This is a genomic window from Scytonema sp. UIC 10036 (assembly GCF_009725235.1).
Genome location: NZ_WJFC01000073.1, coordinates 17,813 through 36,951 on the forward strand (window position 1 = coordinate 17,813; position 19,139 = coordinate 36,951).

Sequence of the window (19,139 nt, forward strand, 5' to 3'; positions counted from 1 at the left end):
TTTAGAGTGTACTTCCATTACAAGACTTGATAATTTTCTGTATATTTTCGTAGAAATCCTGGCAATATAGACTGACTTGTTTGTAGTTGCGCTTCAGCGTATACACCGCAACTACAAACACAAACTTAGAGATTTTACACTTCGTTTTTACTGATAACCCTCAATAGTGTGACCAGCCCCAACAATTGCCTGTTTGATTGACTCTTCCGAAGCTTTGGCTTCCACAGTGACAGTTTTGCCTGGGACATCCACATCTACCTTGGCATCTGGTTCTACAACTTGGATAGATTCGGTAATGGTTTCTGCACAACCCTGACAGGCGATTGAGGGAACTTTTAATTTTAATGCCATAATTTACCTCTATTGGGAAATTTTGTTTTTTTCTTCAGCTTTAATTCTAAAAATCACAGATACGCTCACTCATCCTACCAAAGTTAGGATTAACTGGTCACTGGTCATTTGTCATGGGTCATTGGTCACTAGTCATTTGTCATTGGTCATTTGTCATTGGTCACTGGTCACTATTAACGGCAAAATGCCAAAATATACCTCAGAAAGGGTCAAGGATAAAGTATGAAGTATGTATTACAATGTAATATAAAGTTATGCTTTTATTTAGACTTCACCCCTGATACTTCATATTTGTAAGAGCTTATGTCAGTAAATCCCCAGTACCTCAGCGGTAACGAAATTCGCAAAACATTCCTCGACTTCTACGCCCAACGGGGACACCAAGTTCTTCCAAGTGCCTCTCTGGTGCCGGAAGACCCAACCGTGCTGCTGACGATCGCGGGGATGTTACCATTTAAACCTATATTTTTGGGTCAGCGTACACCTGAATTCAAGCGTGCTACAACTTCTCAAAAATGCATTCGCACCAACGATATCGAAAATGTCGGGCGCACTAAACGACACCATACATTTTTTGAAATGTTGGGGAACTTTAGCTTTGGTGATTATTTTAAGGAACAAGCGATCGCTTGGGGTTGGGAGTTGGTTACAAAGGTATTTAATTTACCTCCCGAACATTTGGTGGTGAGCGTGTTTCGCGAAGATGACGAAGCGTTTGCAATCTGGCGCGATAAAATTGGAGTCCTCGAAGCACGGATTAAGCGCTTGGGAGAGGATGATAATTTCTGGAATTCTGGTCCTACAGGTCCGTGTGGTCCCTGTTCGGAATTTTACTACGACTTCCACCCAGAACGGGGCGATGATAGTATCGATTTGGAGGATGATACCCGGTTTATCGAGTTTTACAATCTCGTGTTCATGCAATACAACCGGGATGCGAGTGGGAACTTAACTCCTCTGGCTAACAAGAATATTGATACGGGGATGGGTTTGGAGAGGATGGCTCAAATTCTCCAAGGTGTTCCCAACAACTACGAAACCGATCTTGTTTTCCCTATCATTAAAAAAGCAGCAGAAATTGCTGGGATTGATTACACCAAAGTTGATGAGGAAACCAAAGTTTCCCTGAAGGTGATTGGGGATCACATTCGCTCCATCGTTCACATGATAGCTGATGAGATCCGCGCTTCTAACGTGGGACGGGGTTATGTGTTGCGCCGCCTGATTCGTCGCGCTGTACGTCACGGGCGGTTGGTGGGAATTCAAGGTGAATTTACAACCCAGGTGGCTGAAGTTGCGATCGCTCTTTCTGAAGAAGCTTACCCCAATTTGCGTCAGCGAGAAGCAGCAATTAAGGCAGAATTGCAAAGAGAAGAGTCTCGCTTCCTGAAAACTTTGGAACGTGGAGAAGAACTGCTGGAAGAAATTATTGCTGAAGTCAAAAGCCAAGGCAAAACTCAAATTAGTGGAGAAAGTGCTTTCACTTTGTACGATACCTATGGTTTCCCTGTAGAGCTGACATCGGAAATTGCTGCTGAGAACAACCTCACAGTTGATGAGGAAGGGTTTGAGGTGGAAATGGAAAAGCAAAAACAACGGGGAAGAGACGCCCACGAAACTATCGACCTCACCGTACAGGGTTCTCTCGATCAACTCGCCGAGCACATCCATGTTACAGAATTTTTGGGTTACACCCAAAGCGCTGCAACATCAAAAGTGGAAGTGTTGTTGGTGGGTGGTGTCTCGCAAGAAGAAGCAGAAGCAGGAACAGAGGTACAAATTGTCCTCGACCAAACCCCATTTTATGCTGAATCGGGGGGACAAATTGGCGATCGCGGTTATATTTCTGGTGATGGTGTTCTCGTGACGATTCACGATGTGAAGAAAGAATCGGATTTCTTTGTTCACTTTGGACGCATTGAACGGGGAACTCTGAGAGTTGGGGATGAGGTATTGGCTCAAATCGATCCTGCTTGTCGCCGTCGCGTTCAAGCTAACCATACAGCCACTCACCTCTTACAAGCAGCTTTGAAGAAAGTTGTTGATGAGGGAATTTCGCAAGCAGGTTCGCTGGTATCCTTTGATAGACTGCGGTTTGACTTTAACTGTCCGCGTCCCGTCACACCAGAAGAATTGCAGCAAGTTGAGGAAGTGATTAATCTTTGGATTGGTGAAGCTCACTCTGCTAAAGTGGAGATTCTGCCCTTAGCTGAAGCAAAAGCAAGGGGTGCTGTTGCAATGTTCGGCGAAAAGTACGGCGAACAAGTGCGGGTGATTGATTTCCCTGGTGTTTCCATGGAACTGTGCGGCGGGACTCATGTTAGCAATACTTCAGAAATCGGGGTTTTCAAAATTATCTCTGAATCTGGGGTGGCTTCGGGAGTGCGGCGGATTGAAGCTGTTTCTGGTGCTGCAATTTTAGAGTACCTGAATGTTCGGGATAAAGTTGTTAAGGATTTGAGCGATCGCTTCAAGGTAAAACCTGAAGAACTACCAGATAGAATCACCATCCTGCAAAACGAACTGAAAACCGCTCAGAAGGAATTAGAAACGCTCAAGTCACAGTTAGCGATCGCCAAATCTGATAGCTTGCTGGATAAAGTTGAAGTTGTTGGCGAGTTTAAAATTCTTGTCGCCAAGATGGAAGATGTCGATCCCGAATCTTTGAAAACAGTAGCCGAACGGTTGCTGCAAAAACTTGGTAACGGTGCTGTTGTTTTGGGTTCGGTTCCGGAAGCAGATAAAGTTAGCTTAGTTGCAGCTTTTAGTTCGGAAGTGAATCAGAAAGGTTTGCAAGCTGGTAAATTTGTTGGTGCGATCGCTAAAATCTGTGGTGGAGGTGGTGGCGGACGCCCGAACCTTGCACAAGCAGGTGGACGTGATGCTAGTAAATTGCCAGAAGCGTTGGAGACAGCAAAAGCTGAATTGTTGAAAGTGGTTAGTGGTTAGTGGTTAGTGGTTTCTCTCTCTCTCTCGTTCCCAGGTTCTACCTGGGAATGCAGACTGCGAGGCTCCGCCTCGCTTTGTAGGTAGACCACAGGAGGCGGAGCCTCTACTAAGGCATTCCCAGGCGGAGCCTGGGAACGAGGTGAGCACTAGCTTGATTCAAAATAATATAAAGGGGGTAAAAAATGGGTCGCTTAAATCCCTTCTCACTACAAATGCAAATTACCCGAATGTTTGAACAGGGGCAATCATTGTTTGCTATCACAAAAGTGCAAGAATGGTTGAAGGAACGCAATCAAAATCCTGCTGATTTTGACATTCTTTTCCATCAAAAACCTGCTCCTCCTGGTTCACAAGAGGTCATGGTGGTTGAAATAGAATTGCGTCGTAAAGATGGCACACCTGTCGATCCTTGGTTACAAGAACAAGCAAATCTTCATGCCTAGAGATTTCACTTAAATTGGGATTTTGTTAGCTATTTTATAAAGTTAATATGAATTTTCCTGATTGAGAGCGTTCCTTTGCGGAATGCTCTTATTTATTTTGAATTCTTAACTAGCTATAGGACTCATCAATGATTTGTGAAAACCACAATCCACGCATCCAAAATCATCAAATAGTGTAACCAATGAAAATCAACCGCTCTTTGCTTGTTGTACTTTGTTTTTATCTGACACTCTTGGGTCTACTGGCTTTTGCGGTCTATACAAAAGTTATTCCATCTCAAGTTACGAAAAGCACCCCTATAGATTTAATGGGACATTTCATTTTGATAGGATTTATTTCTTATATAGCGCACTTATCTGTAAAGAAATATAATTTGAGATTTTTTCAAATTTCCTTACCTATTGCACCAATAATAATTTTCTTTTTTTGTAGTATAGATGAAATTACAGAAAAATTTATATGGCGTGCAGGGGTCGATGAGTTGGATCTTCTAGCCGATTTATGCGGTATTGTCTTTTTTACTTGGTTGGCGGAACGTAAAAACTTGAAAAACACTCACTAAAAAATGCTGTCAAACCGCTTTTGGATATTTGCCTTTTGGTTTTATCTTGGCATTTTGCTATCAATATGTATTTCAGCTTACATAAAAATTATACCCAATGAAATAGCACAATTTCCTTATTATGATACGATAATGCATTTCCTTCTGATAGGTATGGCAGCCTATTTGGGAGATTTGGCTTTAGAAAAACGGAAGGTGAAAATTTGGATTTTTTTGGTGCCAATGGCTCCTCTTTTAGTTAGTCTTTTTACAGTTAGTGAAGAGTTTCTGCAAAAATTAACGCCACATCGGAGTTTTGATTTGGTAGACTTAGCTGCTGATTTTGGCGGGATCGTTTTATTTAGCTGGTTGGCAGAAATGACTCAGGTGAAAAAATCTTCCAAAGGATGATAGGAGTCATTGGTCACCGGTTACTGTTTATGTCATCGGATATATGGTAAGTCAGTCCCATTAGGGATTAACTTAAGTATTAGGAAAAAATGCATGAATCGGCTGAATTTACGTTGCAGAAAATCTGTGAAAGCCTTTGGGCTGACTTTTTGATGGCGATCGCATACAGTCTCCGTGCTTGAGTTCCTCAGTTTTGTCAAGTCAAGGTAAACTTGTCAAGCTGTTGTGTTGCAACGTTTAGGCGGAAATCTAGGTGGAAATCAACTTAAATTGACTGGAGACTAAATTACATGTTGCGAGCCTGGATTAGATACTTACTTGTCCCCGTTGGTGTTGCTTTTATAGGTGCGGTGGCAACACTGGGAGCTGCGCTGATTCAAACATCTAACAAGACTTCTTCCGAAGCAATGTCTTCTGCTACGGTTACTTGCACAAATTCAAGTAAGTCAACCTGCTCAGAATGCAATAAAATTACCACTAATCAAGTTTATGTTGATTGTGTGAGTGTGCAAATTAATAACGACGAACCTAAGTCGGTGAGATATAAGGAACGTGTCCCACTGAGAGCTGGAGACAACCTTAGAGTCGTCAATTTACGTTACTGCATATCTCCAGAAGCGACAGTCAATCTGCTAGAAGGCAAGGCGTATTTGTTTAAAAAGTCTCTGGAGAGTTATGAATACGGCCTTTCAACCACTAGTAGCTTTCCACTAAGCCGGGGCTGCCATTATGTTGGAAACTTTGAAAAGAGTTGGCAGGTAGAATCAGGACAGCACCGAGTAGTTATACCTATGATTTTGTATGACGGCAGTAACAAAGTTGTGGACAAGAACTTCTACTTTAACCTTGATGTAGGGCCATAATTTAGTAACCAATATTGACGATATCAGAATAATGCTTATATAGCAATACGGTTCAGTTAAGGCTGAAAGTCATGTAAGTACTCGTGCAAAATTAATTTTATATTCACGTCGCTTGAAATCCTTGTAAAACCGTAATCCCAGTTTCAAGAGATATATAAATAATTTTGCACGACTACATAGTACCCCTTTCCTTACACCAAGCTCTGTTCTCTCGTGTGCAATAAATTTTATCAACATGAACAGATTCTGGATAATAACCTGTGTAATTTTTAAAGGCAACTATACTAAAAACGGCTAAGAAGTATACTTTTCTGTAGCGCCAATAACAAGTATTATAGATAAAGTGCAGGTTTAAAAGGTCACTGAAAACACTTTATGTCATGGGGTATATGCGAGCAAACCCCATTAAAGATTAAATTAAGTATTAGGAACAGAAAAATGCATGAATCGGTTAAATGTACGTCACAGAAAGCCGGTAAAAATATTTGGGCTGACTTTTTGATGGCGATCGCATACAGTCTCCGTGCTTGAGTTCCTCAGTCAAGGCAAGTCAAGGTAAACTTGTCAAGCTGTTGTGTTGCAGCGTTTAGGCGGAAATATAGGTGGAAATCAACTTGTATTAGGAAGTGGGCAATGCATATTGGATTTCTCAACCCTCAGGGCAACTTTGATTCAGGCAACAGTCACATAGCAGAACATGCAGATTTTGGCGGTCAGCTAGTCTATGTTAGGCAAGTTGCGATCGCAATGGCTAGAGAAGGTCATAAAGTTGATATTATCACCCGCCAAATTATCGATCCGAACTGGCCGGAGTTTGGGGAAACGTTTGATTCTTATCCAGATATTGATAACGTTCGCATCATTCGGTTACCAGCAGGACCGAAAGAATTTCTGCCGAAAGAGTCTTTGTGGCCTCATTTAGTCAAAGATTGGGTACCTAATATCCTAAAATTTTATCAGCAGGAAGGTGGGTTACCTGATGCTATGACTGCCCACTACGGTGATGGAGGACTCACCGCCGTTCTTATTAAAGAGAAGACAGGAATACCTTTCACCTTTACAGCTCATTCTCTCGGTGCCCAAAAGATAGATAAATTGGAGGTCACACCAGAGAATTTGTCTCAAATAGACGAGCAATTCAATTTCAGATACCGCATTTTAGCGGAACGGTTGAGCATGAACCGTTCGGCGGTCAATATTACCAGTACACGGCAAGAACGCTTTGAACAGTACTCTCATTGTGTATATCAGAATGCAGTGGATGTAGATAACGACAATCGCTTTGCGGTAATTCCACCAGGCGCTGATTTCTCTATTTTCGGTAAGGATGCGCGTTCCGAAAACGAAAACACGATTTGCGAGTTCATTCAAGAGCGTTTGACACGGGATATTGCAGAGTCACGCCGGGAATTGCCTGCTATTTTGGCATCAAGTCGCTTGGAACTGAAAAAAAATTTATTAGGGTTGGTTCAGGCTTTTGCAATGAGTGAAACCCTTCAAGAACGAGCTAACTTGTTGCTGCTGACAGGGGGACTAGACGATCCACTGCGAGAAAAAGCCAGCGACGATATGACCAAAACTGAGGTGTTAGCTCCTATTCGGAAGGTGGTTGAGGAAAACAACTTGTGGGGCAAAATCGGTGCTTTTGGCTTACCAAGTCCATCACAGGAGTCACTTGCAGCAGCTTACCGATATATGGCTAAAAGGCGATCGGTGTTTGCTTTGACTGCACTCTATGAACCTTTTGGCTTGGCTCCTTTGGAAGCGGCGGCGGCGGGATTACCAGTGGTAGCAACTCAGAACGGGGGTCCTAGTGAGAGCTTGCAACAGGGCGATCGCGAATATGGCGTACTTGTTGACCCCGAAGATCCTGCTGATATTGCTCGTGGTTTGGAGCGGTTGTTATGCGATCCTCAAGAGTGGGAGCGTTTTGCTGTTGAAGGTCGGCGACGAGTGCTAAGGAATTATACTTGGGACACGACTGCTCAAAATTACCTGACTTTAATAGAGCAGATTGTGTCTTCACCTGAAGCACAGTCTCAGGTTGAATTTCTGCCAATCCATCCCTACTTCCTGAATCCTCAACCGCGTAACGATGTTTCTTTGGAGGACTTGAGTAACCTCTACTTTGAATGTCATCAACGAGTACTGAGTACAGTTACTGCCACATAGTGCTTCCACTTTTTCAGGAATCTTATTTTTTACATTTTTTTACACGACGCACTCGTCAGCCTTGATGAAAAATTAGGCTTGATGGGGTTAATCAGTAATCAGAGTCAAGGGGAAATAGCTGAAATCTAGTCTAAGTCAGGTGCGCGGATAGGTAAGGTGATATAATTGCAGTAAGCCCTTATGCCAAAGGAATTTAGCCATTTTGCCGATTGGTTCTTTTCCAAAACTTACCGTTCCGGGAATTAAGCGAAGAAAATTGTGTCGTTGTGTACTAGCTGATATCCAAGCTACTATGTCCTGTTGATTTTTTTATCCAACACACGCTTTAATAATAAAGCCAATTGGGAGTAGCAACAAAGTGAAGACTAAAGATAACTTAAAATTTCTGAAGAGAGCGTAGATTACAGTCAAAGTCACGAGAAAAGGAAAAATTAATTTAGGACACGATGAGACAAACTGCATTAATGATAGTTGAGTTATTAATGCGCTTGAATATGATACTGCCTGTAGTAATAATGCATCTAGCATCATGACTACGCTAGGAGAAGTCAACACAATAGTAAAGGTAAATAATCCCAACAAGTAATAGATAGACTTGCCACTAAAACTCCCAAACTGAAATCGTCCTGCTTTGGTTTTCATATCAATATACCTATTGCGAATAGAGAGCGAACTGTTGACTGTGGATTAAATGACTTCTTATAAGTAGTAAGACCAAATTAATTACACTGCATTTCACCTGAAACTCATGTTTAGCTTAAAGTCTAATGTGTAACATTTATGTCCGATTACTTAATCTGGTGCATTCTTTGGTAGAGCATTTTTGGCAGGTTAAGATAGGGCTGCTCAATTCAATAATCAGCTATCAAATTAACCTAATGAAAAAACTTTAACTGTATTCCGGAGAGATAGATGTAAAGATTATGTGGACTTTTTCCTAAATTGTAAGTTTTCTACAAAGTCTTCTCAAGAATTTTCATTTCCATGACTTTTACAAATACCCTAACTTGTTACGAATGTTTATAGAGAGTTACCTGTCTTGATTAAATGTGAGCAGAGAAAATTGTGCAGTGGCACATAAATATTAGTTTTGCTCTTGCTTATCAGAAAATGGCAACCGATCGCGCTCTAGTGGTTGTTTGTTAAGTTATTTAGCAATGGCAAATACTTGAAAATTCGTAAAAAATGTGCATCTTAATAATTGTTTTCTGGTAGGTTCTTTTCTAACACCTACCCATCCGCCCAATTAAGCGAAGAAAATTGTGTCGTCGCGTACTGGCTCTCCACCGATTCGCTCAACTTTAGCAAAACAGCAAGCGCATAGAAAGTAAAAGCGGATGCTATCGGTATCGGGCTTTATTAATTTATTCAAACGCGATACGGCTTTAGCCGTTAGCGCTTACGCTATCGCAACTTCGCATATTGGGTGTCAGTGAGTTGGCACTCAAACACGCTATACTGTACCCACTGTCCGTAAGACTTTAGCACGCTATGGATTTTTGTACGGCGCTTATCTTCGGAAATGTCATAAGACACAACAACGTTCATTGAGAGAATTCTGCCTTTAGTTTCTAATACCAATTTAATATGAAGCTGCACATTATTTTTACCCCTCCTAACCGCAATTGCTTGCTCTAAGCGGTGGATAAAAGTGGATAAATCTATATCGGCGCATTCTCGTTGACGGCGCACAAGGGTGGTACGATAGTTTTTGAGCTTACCGCGTACAAATCCCTGGAGAAGTTCGCAAAACGAAGTAATTCGTAGTTAATCGGAGTAATTCGATTAACTGACTTCACCAAGACTCAGCGTAGAACTGTTTATTCTGCGTTACCTGCAAAGGTTTAAGTCCGCTTTTAAATCATGACTTAATGAGATTAGCCAGTCTCAAGCGTCGAGGGAGGAACATGGCTGCTTTGTGCCAGTGCAACACCGAACCTTTTTGAGAAGTTTAAAAGCAGTGTCGAGGCATACTATACCCCAATAGGGAGATTCATCAAATGATGATGACTAATTCTGTATTTGTTTTAAGTAAGAATGGAAAAATACTAAAACCAACAACACCAGTGAGAGCTAGGATTCTTCAAGCACAGAGAAAAGCTAAAAAACTTAAATTATTTCCATTTACTCTAATTTTAGAGAGTATGGTAGATGAAAATGTAGAACCATATTTAGAACTCCGAATTGACCCAGGAAGCCGCTATACAGGGATGAGCTTAGTAGATTTAAAGAAAAATGAAGTAGTCTGGGCAATGGAACTAGAACATCGGGGATTAGCAATTAAAATGGAATTAATCAACAGATCTGGTGTTCGCCGTTCTAGGAGATCCAGAAGACTTCGTTACCGGAAAAAGAGATTTGACCGCAAAAAGCCACTTGGATGGTTAGCACCCAGTTTACGTCATCGATTGTTAACCACTCAGACTTGGATTAAAAGGTTGCTTAAGGTCGCTCCCATTAAATCAATTGCAATTGAATCTGTTAAATTCGATCTGCAAAAATTGGAAACACCTGAGATCGAAGGGATCGAATATCAGCAGGGAACACTGTGGGGTTACACTTTACGCGAAGCACTTCTAGAACACTGGGGTAGAGAATGCGTATATTGTGGCAAGACAGATGTCCCCTTGCAGATGGAGCATATCAATCCACGAAGTAAAGGTGGTAGCGATCGCTTCTCAAACCTGACTTTATCATGTGAAAAATGTAACCAAAAAAAAGGGAATAAACCAGTAGAGCAATTTTTGAAAAACAAAGGCGAAATTCTTCAAAAAATTAAAGCCAACCAAAAAAAGTCATTAAGTGATGCGGCGGCTGTCAACTCTACCCGAAAAGCTATATTTGAGATGGCACAGCAATTTGGATTGCCTGTAATTAGTGGTGATGGTGCATCTACGAAGATGATTAGGATTAAAAGCGGCTTGCCCAAACAGCACTGGATTGATAGTGCTTGTGTTGGAACACTGGAAATAGTTAAATTACGTGTATGTCAACCATTACGAGTGACTTGTACTGGACACGGCACAAGGCAAATACAAAGAGTCAATGCTAAAGGCTTTCCAGCAATTGCCAGTGTTAAAAAGAATCCGCTGACTGGTAAAAAAGAAGTTAAGCTAGTGAGCAAAAATCAGAAATACACTCACGCAACAGCAGGTGATTATGTGATTTGTAATTTAGTGAAAGATCGCAAACTCGTTCGCTCGGGAATTTATCGTGCTAGGGTTAAAACTCCAACGCCTAAAGGAGTAGAAGTCCTAATTAGCACACGTCGTATTGCCGTAGCTAGGCACTACGTCAAACTTATTCATCGTGCTGATGGCTATGAATACAGTTTTACTACAATTGACCAAGATTTACTTCGTTTTAGAGCTATCTAATAGCAAGACATGAATAGCTTGGGGCGTATCGCCAGCAGCATCCCATTGGGCTTTACGTACAAATATGTTCTTTGTCATTTCTGGTTCCAAACGTCCTAAATAACGACCTGTATCTGTGAGAAATGTGAGCGGAATTTGACGCTGCAATAATTCATTGACAGCAGCCGGTGAAACTGTAGCGCGTCCGAGCACCACAACACCATCAACTTTGAGGGGATTGGGTATCCTTCCCGATGGCGTTGCACTTGTAAAGGAGAAAGAGTAAACGCTTTGTCGGCGTTAGATGTGTGTAAGTAATCTCCTAAATTGCGATCGACAGAACTGATAAGAGTAAGGAACAAGGCATGGTAGTGTCTCCCTGATAGAAATTCTGGGTAGATAGGGGACTGGGGGACAATGTTAAGGACAAGACTGTGCGGCATAAACCAATTTGGATTTTAGATTGTTGGGTGGGCATTGCCCACTATTATGCTTTAACCTTTAAACTGATACTGCATTCTTGCTGGATGGCTATCTTCATACCTCTAACGAATCACTATAAGCTGTAACTTGCTGTACATAGAGTCGATACTGTTGCAAAACTTTTGGAGTAGCCAAAAATACTATTCTGCTATTTATGTCTTTGTACCGATGAACTAAAATGTTCCGCATTCCAACTGATTGTGCCAGTTCATCTGCTAAATTTTGAGTGATGATGCCTTTTTTTCCAGCTTCACTGAAAGAATCAAAGTTTGTGGTCGGACTAATTTGATATAAATGCAGTAACAAATATTTATTAATATCTGTTGCTGCTTCTACCATAAGTTGTATAAGTCTTTCAACAATTAATTGCTGGTTAAAATCACCCAAATACTCCTCAAGGCTAATCGCTTTACACCCTTCTAAATTGTTGCAATATTTTACAAGGAACAGAAGTTTGACTAAAACGATTTCCCAGTCTATGTTACTCATAATCCCCACTTTTGCAATGCCATTTCGATAAGTTGTCTTTGCTGTTGGCGAAATTTCTTCATTTCTGACTCTGGTCTTAATGAAGTGAGTCGAAAATATTCAAACCCACCTGGAGCTTTCTCATAAAGAAGAATACCGTCACGAGCAACAAAATGGGCGATTAACCAGGAGCAATTATTAAGTTCTAATACATCTATTTTATCGGGATTTATTCCAAAACTTTCCCCTAGGATAAGAGGAACTCCAAACCACCCCCAGTCATTATCTTGAATATGTGTCTTTCGCTCCTCTTGATTGTAAAGTGCTGCAAAATCCCAGTCACTTTGAGCATGGATTTTACCAGTAGCTCTAGAACCAAACAAAACTAACATTTTGAGATAAGGAATTCTTTCAGGAAGTTGTTGGGTAAGTTCCCTTAGTTCTTGAATTGTTGGTGTATCCATTGCAGTTTAAGGAGGTATTGAGGAACACAAGATTGAGTAGGGGATGTAACTTTGTTACGTCTAATTTCGTTCATGACCTCCTAGCCAAGAAGCATAAACTAGACAGGCTTGCACATCTTCTATTTCTAACCAAGGGTAACCTTTTAGCAAAGTTTCAACAGTGTCTCCTGCTGCGAGCATCCCTAAAATATGCTCAACTGCTAGACGACGATCTCGAATAATCGGCTTACCTCCAAATATTTTTGGGTTAACGGTAATTCTCTCCAAAAGTTGTCGCTCGTCCATTGTTGACCTCTACAAAAGTGTGGTGTGGTGTTTGTCTTGGCAGTTTCTGCGATCGCTGTTCTCCAAGAGTGAAGGCTTTGTCGATGTTAGATGTGTGTAGGTAAACTCCTAAATTGCGATCGACAGAACTGATAAGAGTCAGGAATAGAGCGTGGTAGTTTCTCCCAGTTAGGGATTCAGGGTAGATGCGATCCAAGGGGATGATGTTGAGAACTAAGCTATGGGGTATCTTCTAATGCTTTGATATATGTAATAACTGCTGATTTTTGTTTATCATTCTCATTATATTTATATTGCAATTTCTGCTCAAATCCTGTTGTCCTCCACTTAATAAAAACTCCAGGTAAATCAACAAAACCTAATTCTGAGTTATATGTATATTCTTTCTTACCATCATGTTGACGACTAATTATGACGATTATATCTTTTTGATACGCATATCCAGTGCGTAAAGGTCGTATTTTCCACTGAGTTTCCTCTTGGTCGTAATAACGCTCATAAACATTAGTATTGGCATACTCGTTACTTCCATTTTCATCTTTTCTGATAATTAAGCGATCGACTGGAACTGTAACTTGAGGCATTTCTGGTATTTTTTCTTCTATTCTGTCTCCATGTGTACCATCGTCATACACTAAAGTGACAGATGGTGTCCAACTACGGGTTATCACTAAACCTTTTTCATGAATAGGTTGACAAGTTAAATCTGCGCTATAAACATAGTCATGCAGCATGGAGAATAGTTCTACAACTCGGTAATCATCAATGTGATGAGAACGTGAAATACATTTACCAATCAATTCAGAATCAAATACTGATAATGATTGCAGTGTTTCTTGATATTTTTTCCATCCTGCTTCATCTAAGCTTTGAGCATAGAAAGGAATTGGCTCACCTTCGACTTTACCAACTACAATAACATTGGCATTTGAAATATCACCCTTACGATTGCAACGACCCGCCCTTTGGATTAAATTTTCAGGCAAACAGATTTCTGAAATCAAAACTTCACTATTTAAATCACAACCAACCTCAATTGCACTGGTAGTAATCAAAATATAAGGCTGGTTGTCATTATCCCTTTGTTTAAGTTTTGTATACAATTCTTGCCTGACCTTTCCATCAAGACGACCATGATAGAGAAATAATTCTTGGTCATCAATATCAGATTGTAAGTTTAACCAATGCTTTAAACGTTGATATATTGCTACAGCATCTTTCACAGTTTGAACAACAGCAATAATTCGTCGTTTAGATTGAATATTTAATTTTTGAATGATTTTTTGTAAAACACGTTGTTGAAATGGTTCAGTATTTTGTGAATTAATTACAATATCGTGGAGCCATTCAAAGCCTCTTTTATTAAGAAAAGGTTGTTTCAAATTTTCTTTTTGAAATTTGGCTAATTCTGCCGCTTTTTCTACATTACTGAGGTAGTCAATGGGAATGAGATAATTAAAGCGCTTGACATACTCTGGCGGCATTGTAGCCGTCATTAATATGAGCGATCGCCCAGCTTCATAAAGTGACTTGACCAATCCATGAAAATTGGTAAAAGAGATATCATCATAAGTATGAGCTTCATCAAAACAGATGAGTGTCTTTTCAGCATGAGTTTTATTTCTATGAATCCTTAGAGGAAATACAAATGATTTTTGCTTGTCACCAAAGGCAAAATAACGATACAAAAACTTATCTAATGTTGTTAATATGACATCTCCTTTGTAAAGATGGCGTCTGGGGTTACTAGTTCTAGGTTTGGGTTCCTCTTTACCATCACGGTAAACCCAACGATACATTTGGGAGCCAGTATCTATAACTAAAGATATTTCACGCTTTGGGTAAAGTTGCGAAAAACGCTTCAGATACTTTTCTACCCTCTGTTTTTGGTCTTCTAGCAGACTCCGAGCAGGTAATGGTAGAATTAAACGATAATTCTTTGCTAAAGCAGGAAACAAGACACTTTCAAACTTGCCAGATCCTGTCGGCGCTTTGATTAGGAAAGCTGGTGCATCTGTGTGAGTAATTTCTTTAAATATTTCCTCTTGCATTGGGTTGGGTGCAAAGCCAGCTAGTTGTTGATACCAGAATTGGCAATCTTTATCTTTAAGGTTATCTTCTGATTGATAAGGTTTAAGGATGACTTTTTGAGACGGAGCTTCCTCTGGTTTTTCCGGCTGATTTTGCCACCATGTTTTAGTAATTACATCTAACGTTTTACCTAAATCAGCATCTCTATTTTGTTTTCGACACTTTTGCAGCTTAGCTTTATCGTCTTCAGAGAGACGGAATACCCAGGATTTAAAAGTGAGTTCAATCTCATCTTTTGAAAAAATCCAAGGGTCAATTCGATAGACATTGGGTTCTGACTCATCTTTGCTAATAGTGTAATCCATGAATGTGCGAGATTCTGCTTGTTCCTCATCTCCAATCACCCGACAAGCCAACTCTGCTTCAATCTGGTCACACATCTCTAAAATATAGAGTTCTCGTGCATAAGTTAAAGGATCGTTAGAGAGAATTTTTGCATATTCAGAATCTTTTTTTAACTCATAGGTATCTCGACAGATATCTTGAACAGAAAAGTCATGATGTCCTCTAGCAAGTTTTTTAACCCAAATGTCTTTACTATCAGCTACGAATCTATGCCCCCTGAAGGAGTAGATGTACTTCTTAAATTCACCATTTTTGTTATTTTCTACTCGTAATTCAAATTTCTGAGGTTTTCCTTTATCGTGAATTCCTGCTGACTTTTTAAATCTGAGAAATGATGATTGATAGGGATTAGAAAAATCATTTGGCTTCCAATACTCACCTAATTTAATAACATTTCCTACATGATTGTCCAGAGGTTGCAAATAAATCTCATTAGGAATAGCTGGATTAGGATTCGGCTTACTAGGAAAAAAGACGCGACCAAAAAGATAAGGACGTTGGCGTGGCGACTTAGACATATACTTCTCCTTGTAAAAGGCTAATCAAAAAGACAGGTATATAAGTTTCCCCATCAGTGAAGTAATCAATAGTTGGTGCGGAATTTACTTTCTTGGGATAGTACGCAGTAATAAAAGGAATAAATCCTTCTACTAAGCTTCGCTTCTCGTCTAGAAATCCTTCTTCAGCAGAAGTGGTGTCAGAATTATCTGACCACTTGTAGCGATAGAGATTGTAAATATCACATCCCCCTACAAACTGACCATTTTGTAATAATGCTTCCATCGGTACAATCGTTGATGGGTTAGCTGCAACAGTTTCCCGTCTTAGCTGGATAGCTTGAGAAACTTTTTCCACTACAGCAAAGCCTTCTTTTCCCAACTTGCATCCGTAACCTTCTAGCTTTTTGAAGTGTTCTAACCCCTGCAAAGATTTACTCACGATATAACCAGTTAATTCCTCTGCAATAAAGTATTCCCAAGTATGTAACTGAAAATTTGCCTTGTCCTGTTCCACATACAATCGAGAAAAAGTGTAGTGGTTAAACTCACGCATTCCTTTACGATAGGTTTTATGCACAGTACGCAATGCTTTTGCAGATGGGTATGCACCTAGTGCTATATAACGACGGGGTAATGTATAAAATGGTGGGTCATCTTTGTTAATGGAAGTTTCAGGAATTTCCATTCCCACACTCATCATTGCCAATCTTCGCAGGAATCCTGATAGAGTTGTGGGCGGAACAAAGGGATAGGTGGCAATATTCAAGATGGAACTGGGCAGAATGCGAAATGTCATTGCTGCCGTAGGTTTGATTGTGAATTTCAGTAAATACATGAATTACGCCTGTAAAACATTTTTAACAAAGTCACTTGCGTATTCTTGCAACTTCTCTAATGCTTTATTGCCAATCCACCGCTCAAAATAATCTTTCTGAATATGATCGATGTTGGTGTGGGGGTACTGGGCAAGATTCATAAAGTTTGCAATCGCAGTTTCTGGGTTGGTTATAGATGGAGAGATAATAGGACGTTTCCCCTTGGGAACTAGATAACGATCCACGACTAATAGAGGTGTTTGCTCTTCAGATTCAGCGATAGAGATACCTTTCGGGTTTCCAGAACCGATACGAGGTAAAGAGTCTAAAAAAGCATAAGCAACAGAGGAAAATTCTTTGTCTGTTACGCTTAACGCATGGTTAGACACTGGATATAAAATACCGGGTTGATTGTACTGGCGTTTAAATGGTATTGGCGTTTCATTCTTTTGATTCACTAGTCGTGCTGGGTGCATTGCTCGTTGCTTGTCTACTGGGTATATGTCTTGAATAGCAACACCACCACCATGAGTAACGCGACCTATGAGAGTTTTATTTCCTGGATCTAGTGCGCCGTAGGGAGCACAGATAGGACAATCAGGTTTGGCACAGGTTTTGGGAATACCACACTGTTGTTTATCCCCAAGTAATTCTCCTGTTTTCACGGGTGCCCAGATTAAACAACGGCGTTCAACACCTCGCCTTTTAGTGGGAGAAATATAGCATTTTTCCAGCGATTGCCCATCTTTACTTGTCAGTTTTACCATCTCCACAACGTTAACATTCACCATGACAATAAATGTCTGTGTTAAATCCCATAATTTGTACTTACTGTAACCATCTGTTGAAAAAGCGACATTTTCTAAAAATTTCTGCCAATATTGTCTAAAGTCTGCTGACGCTTGTGTACTGGGGATGAAAACCTGTGCATGGTAGTCGCTTTCATCCAGCACGACAATCTTGTATATCTTCTGCAAATACTCCAAAAATCTGTCAATTGCACTCTCAATTGCTAATCGTGCTTGCAACTCTCCCGGTAGTGGAGCTTTATACAAATTCTGAATCTTACCAATGTCCTGACCATCATAAGTAACTTGATTGGTATTAAAAATTAGTTGTGGTATTTGGCTCTTGTCGTGATGACGCTTGAGATTTAATAGCCTAACTAGCCGAGGGTTGTCAAAAGTGCGTGCTATAGCAACCGTTTCTGGTTCACTTGCTAAAGTTATAATTAACTCTCAAGAGTCTTGAGGAGAAATAACTTCAGATGCCAAAGCACTGAGATAAATTTTTTTGATTTTAGTAACATCAGTAATCATATATCTGAATCTGGCTCGATTGGTTGATACTCCTGAATACTTCCACCTTGGACAATCCACAACTTACCTGTAACTTCTGCTTGCTCTAATCCCTGAATCAAAGTCTCTATGACCTCTTGCCAATCTTCAAAAGTGTAGCGAGATGGTAAACGAATAATTACAATTCCTGCATAGTCAGAGGGATTATATTTTAGACGATTTCCAAAACCGCGATCGCAAGTGACTAAGCATCTACCCTCACTGCCACAAACATTAATCACTTCTTGGTCGGAAGCTGAGCTCAAACCTTGTCCCAGTACTGTCGCTACATCATGTCCTGCTAAACGTAAAAGAGTAACAACACGAAGATCGATATTTTCATCAAGTTTTAGGTTCACGCACTAGCTTCCTTTTTTTTACTTAAAGGAATTTCTACAAAAACATCCCGCGCCATTTCCGCGCCATAGGCAATACAAGCCAGCACATCTTCTCGCTCAATACTTGGGTATCCCTCAAGAACTTCCTCAATGGTTGCACCACCAGCTAAGTAGTCCAGAATAAGGGCAACTGAGATGCGATGTCCGCGAATACAAGGTTTGCCAAAACAGATATTCGGGTCAATAGAAATTCTTGACAGCAAATTATCTCTGGTCATAGCCGTTGACCTCCAGTAGCTAAACTATTCAGGAAATGGGAGTAGTGGTAACCACCTCCCAATATATAAAGAATGCTGTTTATGCGATCGCTTTTGACTCAATCTCCAGTCGATACTCGTATTGCTGAGCGTGAACACGGCGCTTCTCAAACTTGCAACCCCGCTTCTTTTTAAGAGTGTGCATGGTTGCGGAGAATCGATGACTAATTTTCTCTACCAGTTCTTCAGTCGAGTGCCAGCCGCCGTCCGACATCAGTTCCAGTAAACGATCTGGAAGGTTATCATCTTTCATGGCAAATTGTTTCTAATAACTGTACAACTAGACAAGCCATACGCTAACCTTATGAAGTGCGTCCAACACAACATAGGCGGACTAGGCAATTATCTAGTTCGCTTTCAAGTCTATCAAAATTTTCATCGTCCGTATAATAGACGTTAAGTTAATAGCTTGAGGACTTTTCAAATGATTGGGGAAATTGTACTCTACAAATAAGCTCCAAAAAATTCACTCTCATCCCTATCAGGGATTGAAATCGTGTAAATGGAGCGCTTAAGTTAATAGCACAACTTTATGAATCCCTATCAGGGTTCTCTAGCCAGAACAAAATTCTGGCTTTTTTTAGTGGTTGCTGCCGAAATACAAATAAA

General features: G+C 40.4%; 17 protein-coding genes and 5 pseudogenes. 7 read left to right on the top strand and 15 right to left on the bottom strand.

Annotated features, from left to right (window positions below):
* Nucleotides 1-147: 147 nt before the first annotated feature.
* Nucleotides 148-351, bottom strand: a complete 204-nt coding sequence (locus tag F7734_RS29460) for a heavy-metal-associated domain-containing protein (RefSeq protein ID WP_155748131.1) — start codon at nucleotides 349-351, stop codon at nucleotides 148-150.
* 303 nt (nucleotides 352-654) lie between these two features.
* Between F7734_RS29460 and alaS the strand changes: the two genes are divergently transcribed.
* From alaS to F7734_RS29490, 6 genes are all read left to right on the top strand, one after another.
* Nucleotides 655-3,300, top strand: a complete 2,646-nt coding sequence (gene alaS, locus F7734_RS29465) for an alanine--tRNA ligase (RefSeq protein ID WP_155748132.1) — start codon at nucleotides 655-657, stop codon at nucleotides 3,298-3,300.
* Between the two features lie 182 nt (nucleotides 3,301-3,482).
* Complete coding sequence (locus F7734_RS29470; protein WP_155748133.1) at nucleotides 3,483-3,743, top strand: hypothetical protein; 261 nt, start codon at nucleotides 3,483-3,485, stop codon at nucleotides 3,741-3,743.
* Between the two features lie 182 nt (nucleotides 3,744-3,925).
* Nucleotides 3,926-4,306, top strand: a complete 381-nt coding sequence (locus tag F7734_RS29475) for a VanZ family protein (RefSeq protein ID WP_155748134.1) — start codon at nucleotides 3,926-3,928, stop codon at nucleotides 4,304-4,306.
* Nucleotides 4,307-4,309: 3 nt separating this feature from the next.
* Entirely contained in the window at nucleotides 4,310-4,696 is a 387-nt protein-coding gene (locus F7734_RS29480; protein WP_155748135.1) for a VanZ family protein, read from the top strand.
* Between the two features lie 290 nt (nucleotides 4,697-4,986).
* Nucleotides 4,987-5,559, top strand: coding sequence for a hypothetical protein (locus F7734_RS29485; RefSeq protein ID WP_155748136.1), 573 nt, complete (start codon nucleotides 4,987-4,989; stop codon nucleotides 5,557-5,559).
* A 633-nt stretch (nucleotides 5,560-6,192) separates the two neighbouring features.
* Nucleotides 6,193-7,731: a glycosyltransferase gene (locus F7734_RS29490; protein ID WP_155748137.1), complete on the top strand. Its 1,539-nt coding sequence runs from the start codon at nucleotides 6,193-6,195 to the stop codon at nucleotides 7,729-7,731.
* Nucleotides 7,732-8,977: 1,246 nt separating this feature from the next.
* Here F7734_RS29490 and cas2 read toward each other — a convergent pair.
* Nucleotides 8,978-9,279 (bottom strand): annotated as a pseudogene (cas2, locus tag F7734_RS29495) (CRISPR-associated endonuclease Cas2).
* A 72-nt stretch (nucleotides 9,280-9,351) separates the two neighbouring features.
* Nucleotides 9,352-9,474: pseudogene (locus tag F7734_RS29500) on the bottom strand (type I-D CRISPR-associated endonuclease Cas1); the annotation flags it as partial.
* A gap of 257 nt (nucleotides 9,475-9,731) precedes the next feature.
* Between F7734_RS29500 and iscB the strand changes: the two are divergent.
* A complete protein-coding gene (iscB, locus tag F7734_RS29505; protein WP_243147164.1) occupies nucleotides 9,732-11,108 on the top strand; it encodes an RNA-guided endonuclease IscB in 1,377 nt (458 codons plus the stop codon).
* A gap of 3 nt (nucleotides 11,109-11,111) precedes the next feature.
* On the opposite strand, the pseudogene F7734_RS29510 reads toward iscB, so the two are convergent.
* The 12 genes and pseudogenes from F7734_RS29510 to F7734_RS29565 all read right to left on the bottom strand — a co-directional run.
* Nucleotides 11,112-11,321: pseudogene (locus F7734_RS29510) on the bottom strand (CRISPR-associated endonuclease Cas1); the annotation flags it as partial.
* Nucleotides 11,322-11,347: 26 nt separating this feature from the next.
* Nucleotides 11,348-11,530 (bottom strand): annotated as a pseudogene (locus F7734_RS64010) (CRISPR-associated endoribonuclease Cas6); the annotation flags it as partial.
* Nucleotides 11,531-11,624: 94 nt separating this feature from the next.
* The gene (locus F7734_RS29520; protein ID WP_155748138.1) at nucleotides 11,625-12,059 is read right to left on the bottom strand and encodes a DUF86 domain-containing protein; all 435 of its coding nucleotides are present in this window, start codon (nucleotides 12,057-12,059) and stop codon (nucleotides 11,625-11,627) included.
* Nucleotides 12,056-12,502: a nucleotidyltransferase domain-containing protein gene (locus tag F7734_RS29525; RefSeq protein ID WP_155748139.1), complete on the bottom strand. Its 447-nt coding sequence runs from the start codon at nucleotides 12,500-12,502 to the stop codon at nucleotides 12,056-12,058. The genes F7734_RS29520 and F7734_RS29525 overlap by 4 nt, the downstream gene beginning before the upstream one ends.
* A gap of 60 nt (nucleotides 12,503-12,562) precedes the next feature.
* Nucleotides 12,563-12,787, bottom strand: a complete 225-nt coding sequence (locus F7734_RS29530) for a DUF433 domain-containing protein (protein WP_155748140.1) — start codon at nucleotides 12,785-12,787, stop codon at nucleotides 12,563-12,565.
* A 64-nt stretch (nucleotides 12,788-12,851) separates the two neighbouring features.
* A pseudogene (locus F7734_RS29535) lies at nucleotides 12,852-13,016 on the bottom strand (CRISPR-associated endoribonuclease Cas6); the annotation flags it as partial.
* Complete coding sequence (gene cas3, locus F7734_RS29540) at nucleotides 13,006-15,741, bottom strand: CRISPR-associated helicase Cas3' (RefSeq protein WP_155748141.1); 2,736 nt, start codon at nucleotides 15,739-15,741, stop codon at nucleotides 13,006-13,008. The gene cas3 and the pseudogene F7734_RS29535, both read right to left, overlap by 11 nt.
* Nucleotides 15,734-16,558, bottom strand: coding sequence for a hypothetical protein (locus F7734_RS29545; protein ID WP_155748142.1), 825 nt, complete (start codon nucleotides 16,556-16,558; stop codon nucleotides 15,734-15,736). The genes cas3 and F7734_RS29545 overlap by 8 nt, the downstream gene beginning before the upstream one ends.
* 3 nt (nucleotides 16,559-16,561) lie before the next feature.
* Nucleotides 16,562-17,593, bottom strand: a complete 1,032-nt coding sequence (locus F7734_RS29550; RefSeq protein ID WP_207714246.1) for a hypothetical protein — start codon at nucleotides 17,591-17,593, stop codon at nucleotides 16,562-16,564.
* Nucleotides 17,594-17,853: 260 nt separating this feature from the next.
* Nucleotides 17,854-18,234: a DUF5615 family PIN-like protein gene (locus F7734_RS29555; RefSeq protein WP_166482234.1), complete on the bottom strand. Its 381-nt coding sequence runs from the start codon at nucleotides 18,232-18,234 to the stop codon at nucleotides 17,854-17,856.
* Nucleotides 18,231-18,491 carry a DUF433 domain-containing protein gene (locus tag F7734_RS29560; protein WP_155748143.1) on the bottom strand — a complete coding sequence of 87 codons (261 nt, stop codon included), beginning with the start codon at nucleotides 18,489-18,491 and terminating at the stop codon, nucleotides 18,231-18,233. Before F7734_RS29560 ends, F7734_RS29555 begins: the two co-directional genes overlap by 4 nt.
* Nucleotides 18,492-18,570: 79 nt before the next feature.
* Nucleotides 18,571-18,783, bottom strand: a complete 213-nt coding sequence (locus F7734_RS29565) for a hypothetical protein (RefSeq protein ID WP_155748144.1) — start codon at nucleotides 18,781-18,783, stop codon at nucleotides 18,571-18,573.
* Nucleotides 18,784-19,139 lie beyond the last annotated feature (356 nt).